At 63.8% G+C, this 12,609-nt stretch carries 12 protein-coding genes and 1 pseudogene; 9 read left to right on the top strand and 4 right to left on the bottom strand.

Going from position 1 to position 12,609, the window contains the following annotated elements; all coding sequences use genetic code 11:
- Positions 1-185 precede the first annotated feature (185 nt).
- Positions 186-617: a L,D-transpeptidase gene (locus EJ078_RS26745; RefSeq protein WP_066999783.1), complete on the bottom strand. Its 432-nt coding sequence runs from the start codon at positions 615-617 to the stop codon at positions 186-188.
- A 255-nt stretch (positions 618-872) separates the two neighbouring features.
- Between EJ078_RS26745 and EJ078_RS26740 the strand changes: the two genes are divergently transcribed.
- The 5 genes from EJ078_RS26740 (at position 873) to EJ078_RS26720 (ending at position 7,205) form a co-directional block, all read left to right on the top strand.
- The gene (locus EJ078_RS26740) at positions 873-2,150 is read left to right on the top strand and encodes an acetylornithine deacetylase/succinyl-diaminopimelate desuccinylase family protein (protein WP_095830143.1); all 1,278 of its coding nucleotides are present in this window, start codon (positions 873-875) and stop codon (positions 2,148-2,150) included.
- Between the two features lie 115 nt (positions 2,151-2,265).
- The gene (locus tag EJ078_RS26735; RefSeq protein WP_127214090.1) at positions 2,266-3,744 is read left to right on the top strand and encodes an ABC transporter substrate-binding protein; all 1,479 of its coding nucleotides are present in this window, start codon (positions 2,266-2,268) and stop codon (positions 3,742-3,744) included.
- Between the two features lie 28 nt (positions 3,745-3,772).
- Entirely contained in the window at positions 3,773-4,720 is a 948-nt protein-coding gene (locus tag EJ078_RS26730) for an ABC transporter permease (protein WP_127214088.1), read from the top strand.
- A complete protein-coding gene (locus tag EJ078_RS26725; protein WP_127214086.1) occupies positions 4,717-5,586 on the top strand; it encodes an ABC transporter permease in 870 nt (289 codons plus the stop codon). Before EJ078_RS26730 ends, EJ078_RS26725 begins: the two co-directional genes overlap by 4 nt.
- Complete coding sequence (locus EJ078_RS26720) at positions 5,583-7,205, top strand: dipeptide ABC transporter ATP-binding protein (RefSeq protein WP_127214084.1); 1,623 nt, start codon at positions 5,583-5,585, stop codon at positions 7,203-7,205. The genes EJ078_RS26725 and EJ078_RS26720 overlap by 4 nt, the downstream gene beginning before the upstream one ends.
- A gap of 15 nt (positions 7,206-7,220) precedes the next feature.
- Here EJ078_RS26720 and EJ078_RS26715 read toward each other — a convergent pair whose 3' ends face one another.
- On the bottom strand, positions 7,221-7,646 hold the full coding sequence (locus tag EJ078_RS26715; protein ID WP_066999766.1) for a TerB family tellurite resistance protein: 426 nt from the start codon (positions 7,644-7,646) through the stop codon (positions 7,221-7,223).
- Between the two features lie 112 nt (positions 7,647-7,758).
- Between EJ078_RS26715 and EJ078_RS26710 the strand changes: the two genes are divergently transcribed.
- From EJ078_RS26710 to EJ078_RS26695, 4 genes and pseudogenes are all read left to right on the top strand, one after another.
- The gene (locus EJ078_RS26710; RefSeq protein ID WP_127214082.1) at positions 7,759-8,544 is read left to right on the top strand and encodes a TSUP family transporter; all 786 of its coding nucleotides are present in this window, start codon (positions 7,759-7,761) and stop codon (positions 8,542-8,544) included.
- 52 nt (positions 8,545-8,596) lie between these two features.
- A complete protein-coding gene (locus EJ078_RS26705; RefSeq protein ID WP_082954093.1) occupies positions 8,597-8,767 on the top strand; it encodes a hypothetical protein in 171 nt (56 codons plus the stop codon).
- Between the two features lie 91 nt (positions 8,768-8,858).
- Positions 8,859-9,692 (top strand): helix-turn-helix transcriptional regulator, encoded by an 834-nt coding sequence (locus EJ078_RS26700; RefSeq protein ID WP_127214080.1) that lies wholly within the window; start codon positions 8,859-8,861, stop codon positions 9,690-9,692.
- 150 nt (positions 9,693-9,842) lie between these two features.
- Positions 9,843-10,198, top strand: a pseudogene (locus EJ078_RS26695) (VOC family protein).
- 278 nt (positions 10,199-10,476) lie between these two features.
- Here the strand turns inward: EJ078_RS26695 and EJ078_RS26690 are convergent.
- On the bottom strand, positions 10,477-11,952 hold the full coding sequence (locus EJ078_RS26690; protein ID WP_127214078.1) for a cobyric acid synthase: 1,476 nt from the start codon (positions 11,950-11,952) through the stop codon (positions 10,477-10,479).
- Positions 11,952-12,557: a dimethylsulfonioproprionate lyase family protein gene (locus tag EJ078_RS26685; protein ID WP_095825661.1), complete on the bottom strand. Its 606-nt coding sequence runs from the start codon at positions 12,555-12,557 to the stop codon at positions 11,952-11,954. The genes EJ078_RS26690 and EJ078_RS26685 overlap by 1 nt, the downstream gene beginning before the upstream one ends.
- Positions 12,558-12,609 lie beyond the last annotated feature (52 nt).

The raw sequence follows: 12,609 nt of genomic DNA, 5'->3' as shown, positions 1-12,609 counted from the left end.
AGTCTCCAAGCAGCCAGAACAACGCTTCGTACTTACCACTGCGCCGTCATGCAAACCAGCTTCGGCGATGCTCACGCTAGTATAAGCTGTTTGTTTTCGAAGCATGTGCGGCATTGCTGCAACGCTCCGAGCAGGCGCAGCCATCAAATGCTGCCTGCGGCCTAGGCAGCCCTCTCCGGCCCGTTTCAATCGGTGACGACGATTCGCGTGTTGCCGTAGCCGGCTTCCTTCACCATCGAATAGAAAGTCGCGGCATTGGCCGTATGCAGGCGCACGCAGCCATGCGAGGCCGGACGCCCGAGATACTTCACGGCGCCGGTGCCGTGAATGGCGTAGCCGCCGCGGAAGAACACCGAATACGGCATCGGCGAATTGTCATACTTGCGCGAGTACCACATCCGCGCGGTCCATTGCGGCCGGTAGCTGCCGCGCGGTGTGAAGTAGCCCCTTCGGGCCGTCGATACATTCCAGCGATACAGCACCTGGCCGTATCTGCTGACGGTCATTGTCTGCGTCGAGACGTCGATATTGGCGACCAGCGAAGCCGCCCGGCTTGCGATCGACGTGCCGAGCAACGTGGTTGCCAGCACGGCCGCCATGAGGCTGGATTTTTTCATGCGATGAACCCCTTCGATTGCCCCCTGCCATCACGTGGTCTCTTTTCCATCATTTTCGCCGGCAGGTGCGTTAAGTACCACACACTCCTTGACAAATTCGCCAATTCGATTTCGCGAATTTGAATGATTTCCCGTCATAGTTGCTGGGCCGCCACCCACTCTCAACGGTTTAAGCGCGAGCCTGCCCTCAATCATTGTCCGGCAACCGCGAAAGGCAGCTTGCAAAAGCGCCGCGTTGCTTCTTCAATCAGCAGGATGAATGAACGACTCCTCCGGGCCGTCGATGACCGGGTCGACGACCTGATCGCGCTGACCGCCGAGCTCATCCGCTTTCCGACCGTCAATCCGCCCGGCGAGGCCTACCGGCCATGTGCCGAGTATCTTGGCGCACGCCTCAAGAAGCTCGGCTTCGAAACCGAATTCATTCGCGCAGAAGGCACGCCCGGCGACACCGACCGCTACCCGCGCGTCAATGTCGTCGCCCGCTTCGACGGCCGCTCGCCCGGTGCCTGCGTCCATTTCAACTCGCATATCGACGTGGTCGAGGCCGGCGAAGGCTGGACCGTCGATCCTTTCGCCGGCCTGGTGAAGGAAGGTAGGGTCTACGGCCGCGGCGCCTGCGACATGAAAGGCGGGCTGGCGGCTTCTGTCATTGCCGCCGAAGCCTTCATGGAGGTCTATCCCGACTTTCCCGGCGCCATAGAGATATCCGGCACGGTCGACGAGGAATCCGGCGGGTTCGGCGGCGTCGCCCATCTGGCGAAGCTCGGCTATTTCTCGAAGCCGAAGGTCGACCACGTCATCATCCCCGAGCCGCTGAACAAGGACCGCATCTGCCTTGGCCATCGCGGGGTCTGGTGGGCCGAGATCGAGACCAAGGGCGAGATCGCGCATGGCTCGATGCCGTTCCTCGGCGACAACGCGGTGCGCCATATGGGTGCCGTCGTGCAGGCCTTCGAGGACGAGCTTTTCCCGGCGCTCGACCGCAAGGTGACGCGCATGCCGGTGGTGCCCGAGGGCGCCCGGCGCTCGACCATGAACATCAATTCCGTCCATGGCGGCCAGACCGAGGATTTCCGGCCGGGACTGCCCTCGCCCAACGTGCCGGATTCCTGCCGGCTGACCATCGACCGCCGCTTCCTGCTCGAGGAAGACCTCACCACCGTCAAGGGTGAAGTCACCGGCATCCTCGACCGGCTGAAGCGCGAGCGAGAAAAGTTCGACTACGAGATCCGCGACCTGATGGAGGTGCTGCCGCTGATGACCGAGCGCGACGCGCCGGTGGTGAAAGCCGTCGCCAAGGGCATCATGGAAATCTTCGACCGCGAGCCGGAATACGTCATTTCGCCCGGTACCTACGACCAGAAGCATGTTGCCCGCATTGGCCAGATCTACGACTGCATCGCTTATGGCCCCGGCATCCTCGATCTCGCGCATCGGCCGGACGAATGGGTGGGCATCGCCGACATGGTGGACGCGGCCAAGGTGATGGCGATCGGCCTCGACGTGCTGCTGCGCGGTACGACCGGCTGATCGGGAAAAACATTTCGCTTGGCGCCACCCGGCAGCACGAAACGCAATTTACTCACAGGCCAAATCACGCTTCTATCCGCTGGGCTTGTCCGTTTGACCGCATGGGAGTTCGGCAATGAGATTGTGGAAGACCATTTTGGCCGCCGCTGTGCTTACTTTCGCGGCCGCCACGTCGGCATTTTCGGCCCGCACCGACCTCGTCATCGGCATTCCGCTCGAACCCCCGCATCTCGATCCGACCGCGGGCGCCGCCGCCGCCATCGACGAGGTGCTCTACGCCAATGTCTTCGAAGGTCTCACCCGCATCGGTCCGAACGGCGAGGTGATCCCCGACCTTGCCGAAAGCTGGACCATCTCGGATGACGGCAAGATCTACACTTTCAAGCTGCACACCGGCGTGAAATTCCACGACGGCAGCGATTTCAGCGCCGACGACGTGAAATTCTCTCTCGACCGTGCGCGGGCCGACAATTCGGTCAACGCCCAAAAGGGGCTGTTCGCGCAGATCGACAAGGTCGATGTCGTCGATCCGGCGACGGTGAAGGTCACGCTGAAAAACCCGCAAGGCTCCTTCCTGTACAATATGGGCTGGGGCGACGCGGTGATGGTGTCGCCGAAATCGGCCGACACCAACAAGGAAAAGCCGGTCGGCACCGGCCCCTTCAAGTTCCAGAACTGGGCCAAGGGCTCGTCGATCACGCTTGTGAAGTCGGATAATTACTGGGGCGCCCCGGTTGCGCTCGACAAGGTCGAGTTCCGCATCGTACCCGACGCCGCCGCCGCCGTGCCGGCGCTGCTTTCCGGCGACATCCAGGCCTTCCCCTTCTTCGATCCCGACAGCGTCTCTCAGATCAAGGACGACCCGCGTTTCAAGGTGGTGATCGGCTCCACCGAAGGCGAGACGATTCTTTCGATAAACAACAAGAAGCCGCCCTTCGACAAGCTCCAGGTGCGCCAGGCCATCTCCTTCGCGCTCGACCGCAAGGCGATCATCGACGGCGCCTCGGCGGGCCTGGGAGTGCCGATCGGCTCGCATATGTCGCCCGCCAACAAAGACTATGTCGACCTCACCGGCCTCTATCCGCACAATGTCGACAAGGCCAAGGAACTGCTGAAGGAAGCCGGCCTAGAAAAAGGCTTCAAGGCGACGCTGAAGCTGCCGCCGCCGTCCTATGCGCGGCTTGGCGGCGAGATCATCGCGTCCGATCTGCGCGATGTCGGCATCGATCTGGAGATCATCCCCGTCGAATGGGCGCAATGGCTGGATCAGGTCTTCACCAAGAAGGACTACGACCTCACCATCGTCTCCCACACCGAGCCGAACGACATCGATATCTATTCGCGCAAGGACTATTACTTCAACTACGACAACCCGGCCTTCGATGCCATCATCGCCAAGCTCAACCTGACCTCGGACGAGGCGAAGCGGAAGGAACTGCTGGCAGAGGCGCAGAAGATCCTCGCCGACGACGCCGTGGTCGGCTTCCTTTACGAGCTGCCGAAGGTCGGGGTCTGGGACGCGAAGCTGCAGGGCCTGTGGGAGAATGCACCGATTCAGGCCAATGACCTTACCAAGGTGAAGTGGACGGATTGACGCCGGCGCGGTCGCCTGATCGCCTCCCATGGCCACCTATCTCCTCAAGCGCCTCATCATCGCGACCATCACGCTGGTGCTGGCCTCGATGGTGGTGTTTGCGGTGATGGAAATCCTGCCTGGCGACCCGGCGCGCCTGATGCTGGGCTTCAACGCCAGCGCCGATCAGGTCGAGCTGTTGCGCAACCAGATGGGCCTGAACGCGCCGCTTGTCCTGCGCTACCTGCACTGGGCGGGCGGGTTGCTCAGCCTCGATTTCGGTCGCTCCTACACCTATTCGGTTCCCGTCATAGACCTCGTGGGTGAGCGCGTCGTCGTTTCCCTGCCGCTGGCGCTAATCGCGCTGGCGCTGTCGACCGTCATAGCCATTCCGGTCGGGGTGTTTTCCGCCGGCCGCCAGGGCCGGGCCGGCGACACATTCGCCATGGGCGCTGCCCAACTCGGCGTTGCCGTGCCGAATTTCTGGTTCGCGCTGATGCTGATCTATCTCTTCGCCGTCTGGCTGCGGCTGGTGCCGGCGGGTGGGTTTCCTGGCTGGGGCGCCGGGATCTGGCCGGCGGTGAAATCGCTGCTGCTACCGGCCATCGCGCTGGCGCTGCCGCAGGCAGCGATCCTGGCGCGCGTCGCCCGCTCGGCGCTGATCGAGGTGCTCAACGAAGACTATATCCGCACCGCCCGCGCCAAAGGCCTGCCCTACCGCGCCGTGCTCTGGCGCCACGCGCTGCGCAACGCCATGATCCCGGTGCTCACCATTCTCGGCCTGCAATTCGCGTTCCTGCTTGCCGGCACCATCATCATCGAGAATGTCTTCTATCTGCCGGGGCTTGGACGGCTGGTTTTCCAAGCCATCACCCAGCGCGACCTGATCGTCGTCGAGAGCGTCGTCATGCTGCTGGTCGCCGCCGTGATCGCCGTCAATCTGCTGGTCGACTTCTCCTACGCCGTTGTCGATCCGCGGCTCAGGGGCCGGCAATGACGGTGCGCGTCGACCTGCCCGAGGAAACGCTTGCCGGGGTTTTGGCCAAAGCCTTCGGCAACCGCTCATTTCTGATCGGCTTCGCCATCACGCTGCTGGTGGCCGCGATCGCGCTGCTCTCCTTTGTATGGACGCCCTACGACGTCACCAAACTGGTAATCGCAGACAAGACGCAGGCGCCCTCGTTGACGCATTGGTTCGGCACCGACCATTTCGGTCGCGACATCCTGTCGATGATCATGGTCGGCGCACGCAACTCGATCGCGGTGGCGCTGGTGGCTGTCGGCATCGGCATGTGCATCGGCGTGCCGCTTGGCGCCTTCGCGGCGGCGCGGGGCGGCCTTGCGGACGAGGCGCTGATGCGCATCAACGATCTCGTCTTCGCCTTCCCGGCGCTGCTGTCGGCGATCATGATCACGGCCATTTTCGGCCCGGGCGCCGTCAACGCCATCATCGCCATCGGCATCTTCAACATCCCGGTCTTCGCGCGCGTCGCCCGCGCCGGCGCCTTGGCGATCTGGCCGCGCGAATTCATCCTCGCCGCACGGGCTGCCGGCAAGGGCATGACGCAGATTTCTGTCGAGCACATCCTGCCCAACATCGCCACGCTGCTGCTGGTACAGGGCACGATCCAGTTTGCGCTGGGCATCCTCGCCGAAGCGGGGCTTTCCTATGTGGGACTGGGCGCGCAGCCGCCAATGCCGAGTTGGGGCCGCATGCTGTTCGACGCGCAGACACGGATGGTGACGGCGCCGTGGATGGCGATCTTTCCCGGCATGGCGATCATCGTGACCGTGCTTGGGCTCAACCTGCTCGGCGACGGCATCGCCGACATCCTCGATCCGAAATCGCGGCGGCGGCGATGAGCCTGCTCCAGATCGAGAACCTGTCGCTTGTCATCGGCGGAACGCCGATCCTGAAGGAGGTCGAGCTTGCGATTGCGCCCGGCGAGGTGGTCGGCCTGGTCGGCGAATCCGGTTCCGGCAAATCGATGACGGCGCTGACGATCATGAGCCTGCTGCCGCATCTAGCTCAAGCCCGCGGACGCGTCACTTTCGACGGCATCGACCTCCTTGCAGCGAGCGAGGACCAGATGTGCGCGCTGCGCGGCGACGACATCGGCATGGTTTTCCAGGAGCCGATGACGGCGCTCAATCCAGTCAAGACCATCGGCGAGCAGGTGGCCGAGGGCATTCGCTGGCACACCAGGGCGGGCCGCGCCGAGGCCGAGGATCGCGCGCGAAAAATGCTCGACCGTGTCGGCCTTCCAGAAGCCAAGTTCCCACTGTCGCGCTACCCGCATGAGCTCTCCGGCGGGCAGCGCCAGCGCGTCGTCATCGCCATCGCCTGCGCGCTGAAGCCAAAACTGCTGATTGCCGACGAGCCGACCACGGCGCTCGATGTGGTGCTGCAGGCGCAGATCCTCGACCTGCTGCGCGATCTGGTCAGCGAAAACCGCATGGGCCTGCTGCTCATCTCGCACGACCTTGCGGTAGTGACCGAGATGGCCGACCGCCTGACCATCCTGCGCGGTGGCGAAGTGATGGAAGCCGGCGACACCGCGCGCACGCTGTCGGCACAACACCACCCCTACACGCGCGAGCTGGCGCTGGCTTCCATGCATGTGCCGGCGCGGCCCAAAAAACACCTTGCCGGTTCGGCAAAGCCGCTGCTCGAAGTCGAAGGCCTGAGCCGCGACTATCCGGGTCGGCGCAAATCCCTGTTCCGGGCGGCAGAGCCGATCCGCGCCGTCGACGATGTATCGCTAACCATCGAGCCGGCCCAGTCGGTAGCCCTCGTTGGCCGTTCCGGCTGCGGCAAATCCACGCTCGCCCGCATGATCCTGGCATTGGACAAGTCGACGGCGGGCTCAATCCGCTTTCGCGGCGAGACCATCACCGGCAAGTCAGAGGCCGAGCTGAAGCCGGCCAGGCGCGACATGCAGGTGGTCTTCCAGGACCCTTACGGCTCCTTCGATCCACGCCAGAAGGTCGAGAAGCTGGTCGCCGAGCCGTTGCATCTCCTGGAGACCCAGCCGTTGAAAGCCGAGCGGCGCGAGATGGTCGCGCATGCGCTGCATGAGGTCGGACTCGGCCCGCGCGACATGGACAAATACCCGCATGAATTCTCGGGCGGCCAGCGCCAGCGCCTGTCGATCGCCCGCGCCATTATCACCCGCCCGAAACTGGTCGTCGCCGACGAGCCGGTCTCGGCGCTGGATGTGTCGATCCGCGCCCAGATCCTCGACCTCTTCGCCGAGCTTAACCAGAAGCTCGGCATCGCCTATCTGTTCATCACCCATGACCTGACGGTTGCCCGCGCCATGTCGGACGAGGTGCTGGTCATGCATGAGGGCAAGATAGTCGAGCGCGGCAGGACGGCCGATGTGCTCGACAGCCCGCGCTCGGAAGCCGCGCAGGCGCTGGTCGCGGCGGCGCCGGACCTTCACCGTGCGATCGCGCGACGCATGCAGGAACAAGGGTAAGCGGCGAGCCCGAGCTCAGCCCTCCGGTTTGACCAAATCCACCGGGCTGATGTCGAGTAGGTCGAGCGTGCGACGCAGCAGCTTCACCTCGCTCTCGGCAAGCTTGGAATCCGCCTTCGCGATCTCGGCCATGTGACGCGCAAGCAGCTTTCGCCGCTCGACATCGAGGTCGCGGAACAGCGCGATCGCTTGCGAGCCGTTGGTCTCGTAGCCGTAGTCGTTGAGATATTCGACGACGCTGTCGATCGAGGCTTCGGGAATGCCGAAGGCTTCCTTGCAGATGTGCCGGAAGGCGACCATCTCGCTCTCCGACACCGCGCCGTCGGCCAGGATCATCCGGAACAGCATCAGAAGCTCGGCCGACAGCACCGGATCGTCCGCTACCTTGCGCACGCCGGGGTCGCCGTCGAAGATCGAGCGTATCTGGTCGAGCAGCGCCATCGCCGTAAGCCTCCCCTTGCAATTCCGTTGAAATTGTTAGCGTGGAATCGGTCTTGCGCAAACTGTGTAAGCATGATGGAAGCAGCCGTCCCCCACCTTGACCCACAGCCCGATGATCGACCTTACCTTGCAGACTGTCTTCATGCTCACCGCTGCCGCCTTCGCGGCGGGCTTCGTCGATTCGATCGCCGGCGGCGGCGGCCTGATCACCATCCCGGCGCTGCTTCTGGCGGGCTTCTCTCCGGTGGCAGCGCTCGGCACCAACAAGCTGCAGGGCATGTTCGGGTCCGGCTCGGCCACGATCCACTATGCCGCGAACGGCCAGGTCGATCTGCGCCGACAATTGCCTTCCGCGCTGCTGGCCCTTGTTGGCGGCGCCATCGGCGCCCTGCTGGCGACGATCGTGCCCGGCGACTTCCTGCGTGCCCTTTTGCCGGTTCTCCTGATCGCGATCGCTCTCTACTTCGCGTTCAAACCCAACATGAACGACGTTGACCGCGCAGAACGTCTGTCGCCGCTCCTCTTCGGCCTAACGATTGTGCCTGCCATCGGCTTGTACGACGGTCTGTTCGGCCCAGGCACGGGCTCGTTCCTTATGCTCGCCTTCGTCAGCCTTGCCGGCTATGGTCTGCTCAAGGCGACCGCGCACACCAAGCTGCTCAATTTCGCCTCTAACATCGGCGGCTTCGTCGTCTTCGCCGCCGTCGGCGTCATCGACTGGAAGATCGGTCTGATGATGGGTGTCGCCCAGTTTCTGGGCGCCCGCCTCGGCGCAGGCCTCGCCATCAAAATCGGCGCAAGACTGATCAAGCCGCTGCTGGTGATCGTGTGTGTAGCGCTGGCGGTGAAGCTGCTTGCCGACCCGGCCAATCCCCTACGCCAACTCATTGGTGTGTGACTGTCCTGCTGGTAGAATTCGGGTGTTGCGAATCATGTTGGAGGGACCAGACATGAATCTTAGTGCGCCCACGCAGATCGTGTTCATTATTTCGTTGGTCATCGCCGCCATCGGCCTTCTCGCCGCTCTCGGCCTTCTTGCGTTCATTCCTCTCGCGTCGGTGTGGATCATGCTCATCGCCTATGTCGTGCTCGCCGGCGGCTGCCTGATGCGCGGCGCCTAAAGCAATCCAGGAAAAGTGTGGAGCAACTCGGAGCGCCCGGCCCTGCCGGGCGCTTTTGATTTTTGCGAGCGTGTTCTGCTAGGCTCGCGGCATGTCCGACGAGACGGAGCGCCATCGGGAGGATACTCGCTCTCCCGCCCTCCATTCCGAGATGGTGCGGCGCAAACCCGCCGCCCCGCTCGCAGGCATCGTCACGGATATCTGCGGCTATCGGGAAATATTGCCCGGCCATTTCCGCATGGTCGAATATGCCTCGCTGACCGTACCCCTGGTGATCAGCTTCGCCGAAGCCTTCGCCATCGGGCTCGGCCGCAGCCCGGGCGACAACGATCGCTACGCCAGCTTCGCCGCCGGTCTCTATGCCGGCCCGGTCATGATCGAATCCTTCGGCGCCGCCTGCTGTGTCCAGGTCAATTTCACGCCGCTTGGCGCCAGGCAATTCTTCGGCCTGCCGATGAGTGAGTTGCGCGACCGCATGGTCGGGTTGGACGATGCGATGGGCTTTGATGGCATCGCGCTGCGCGAACAGCTCGGCGAAGCGTCGGATTGGGACAAGCGCTTCGACATTGCCGAGGGTTTCATCGCAGGCCGACTCGCGGACGCGCATGCGCTTTCGCCCGAAATCGCCTGGGCCTACCGGACGGTCATCGCATCGGGCGGCCGCACCCGCATTTCGGCGCTCGCCAGGGAGATCGGCTGGAGCCGCAAGCATCTGGCGGCGAAATTCACCGACGCGACCGGCATCGGCCCGAAGACATTGTCACGCATCGTGCGCTTCAACCGCGCGCTGTCGCTGTCGAAGCGGCAGGACGACAACTGGGCCGGCATTGCCGCCGATTGCGGCTACGCCGACCAGGCGCATCTGGTGCGCGAATTCCGTCAGCTTGCCGGCGAAACGCCATCCGGGCTCGCCACGTGGATCTAAGCTTCAGGCGAGGTAACATTTCTTCAAGACGTGGAAACCGCCTTCGCACAGACTGGCATCCATTCAACCAGCACAGGGATATTGTCATGCCAGCAACAAACGAAGCACCCCCGTCTCTATCCAGCCCTGCGATACAGGAACGCCGCTAGGATGATCGACTGGCTCAGCGAGGCCTTCGGCTTCGAACTGCGCGCCCGTTATGGCGATGGCGACATCGTTCACCACGCGGAACTGACCTTTCGGTCCTCGATGATCATGCTGGGCACCGCGCGCGACGACGATTACGGCAAGATGGTCGGCGAGCCCGGCGGTGGCGGCGGCAAGTCCATCTACATTGCCGTCGATGACGCCGATGCCGCCTATGCCAAGGCGAAGAAGGCCGGCGCCAGGATCACCCAGGAACTGGTCGACCGCGACTATGGCAGTCGCGAGTTCATCTGCCTCGACCCCGAAGGCAATTCTGGTCCTTCGGCACCTACTGGCCGAAGGCGGGCGAGAAGGCGTAGTTGCTATCCGCGCCGGCATTTGCGGCTGGCGAAAACGCCTGAACTTCGTCATCCACGGGCGGAGCGGGAGCGAAGCGGACGCGAAGACCCGAGGATCCATTCCGTGACCTCGATCGAAGGGCGCAGAGGAGCAGAATTCTGCACGGTAGCAACGCCTTACCGTCACGGAATGGATCCTCGGGTCTGCGCCGCGTCGCTTCGCTCCTTGCTCCGCCCGTGGATGACGATGCGGCGGAAGCTTTCGCTAATGGCAAGCGTATGCGCATCGAGGGGAGGACCTACCGCGCCAGCCCGAAAATCGCATCGCAGTCGAGATGCTTCTCCAGCTCGGCCGCGACCTCGTCCAGCGCCTTCTCGACCTCGGCGCGATAGTCGATGCCCCCATCCTTGACCCCGAGGCTCGCAAGGTAGGCCGCGCGAAAAGCGTCCGCTGCAAACAGCCCATGCAGATAGGTACCGATAACCTTGCCATCGGCGGAGACCGCGCCGTCCTCGAGGCCGTTGATGATCGCCGAAGGCCGCGCGGCGTCCGGGCCGGTGGTGCGGCCGAGATGGATCTCGTAGCCTTCGAGCGGCAGGCCGAATTGCACCGAATGAGCGCTGGAGTTGCGCACCGTCTTTTCCGGTTCCATCACCGTCTCGATGTCGAGCAGGCCAAGGCCCTCCGTCTCGATGACGCTGCCTTCGATGCCATCGGGGTCGCGAACCTTGCGGCCGAGCATCTGATATCCGCCGCAGATGCCGACGACATGGCCGCCGCGTTTGCGGTGCGCGGCAAGGTCGCGATCCCAGCCATTCTCGCGGAATTTTATCAGATCGCCGATGGTCGATTTCGAGCCCGGAATGACCACCAGCCCGGCATCTTCCGGGAGCGGCTTTCCCGGCGGCACGAACACCACCTCGACCTGCGGCTCGGCCTTGAGCGGATCGAGATCGTCGAAGTTGGCGATCCGCGCCAGCATGGGCACCGCCACCTTCAGCGCCCGCCTTTCGCCCGAGGCAAGTCGCTCGAGCACAACCGAATCTTCGGACGGCAGCCTTGCCGCGGACTTCAGCCAGGGCACGAGGCCGAAACAGCGCCAGCCGGTAAACTTGCCGATGGCGCTGACCCCATCGTCGAACAGCGAGACATCGCCGCGGAACTTGTTGATGAGATAGCCGGCGATCATGCGCCGGTCTTCCTCCGGCAGGATCAGATGCGTGCCGGCGACGGAAGCAATGACGCCGCCGCGGTCGATGTCGCCGATAAGCACCACCGGGACGTTGGTACGCGTGGCAAAGCCCATATTGGCGATGTCGCGGCTTCTAAGGTTGATCTCGGCCGGCGAGCCGGCGCCCTCGACGATGACGAGGTCGGCGTCCTCGCCGACCTTCGCCCAGGAATCGAGCACCGCATCCATCAGCCTGGCCTTCATCGCCTGATAGTCGCGCGCCCGCGCCTCGCCAAAAACCTTGCCCTGCACCACCACTTGCGAGCCGATGTCGCTTTGCGGCTTGAGCAGCACCGGGTTCATGTGCACGGTCGGCCTCACCCCGCAGGCCAGCGCCTGCAGCCACTGCCCGCGGCCGATCTCGCCGCCGCCGGTCTTGTTGTTGCCGGGGATGTCGGCGACGGCGGCGTTGTTGGACATGTTCTGCGGCTTGAACGGCCTGACCTTCAGTCCGCGTTTTTTTGCTGCCCGGCAGAGCCCCGCCACCAGCACCGTCTTGCCGACATCCGAGCCGGTGCCTTGCAGCATGATCGCCCTGGCCATCAGCCCCTGCCCTCCGCGCCGATGATCGATTTCTGCGCGAGCGGTCCACCTCGCCAGATATAGAGCGCCATCAGTGGCTCCTTGCCGGTACGCATGGCGTGATTGACGTTGGACGCATGGTGGATGATTTCGCCCGCCGCTCGAACCCGAAAGCCGGCCCCGCCCATGCGCCACTCGGTGCTGCCGGTCAGCGGAATGTAGATCTCCTCGGCGGTGTGGTGGTGGTCTGGGTAGACACTGTCGGGCCCGAGGATCAGCAGGCCGCCCGCGACCTCGTCATTGGCGAAATGCCCCCGCGTGCCGAACACCTCCAGCCAGCCGTAATTGTCGATGAAGAGCTGTCCGAAATCGGCAGCGGTATAAGTCTGGCCCCAGCACAGCTCATTGCGATGGTCCGCGATGAACCGCGTCAGCGGCCCGGCGTCCCGCGGCGCAAGCTCCGCAATCCGATCGAGATGGCGAAGGCAACGAAGCGCACGTGGTTCGCGCGAACGAGAGGGCATGTGCCAATCGATGCGCGCGACGGCGTCCGCAACCAGATCGCTGTCGATGCCGGCGAGATAGAAGTGGAACCTGTCCAGCAGCTGATCGAAAATTGTCGGCACGCAAGACTCCGTTGATCAATCCATGCACAGCCGGTCCGCGGCGGGCTGGGTT

Source organism: Mesorhizobium sp. M1A.F.Ca.IN.022.06.1.1 (assembly GCF_003952605.1).
Classification (GTDB): domain Bacteria; phylum Pseudomonadota; class Alphaproteobacteria; order Rhizobiales; family Rhizobiaceae; genus Mesorhizobium.
This window is presented reverse-complemented; position numbering and strand designations above follow the sequence as displayed.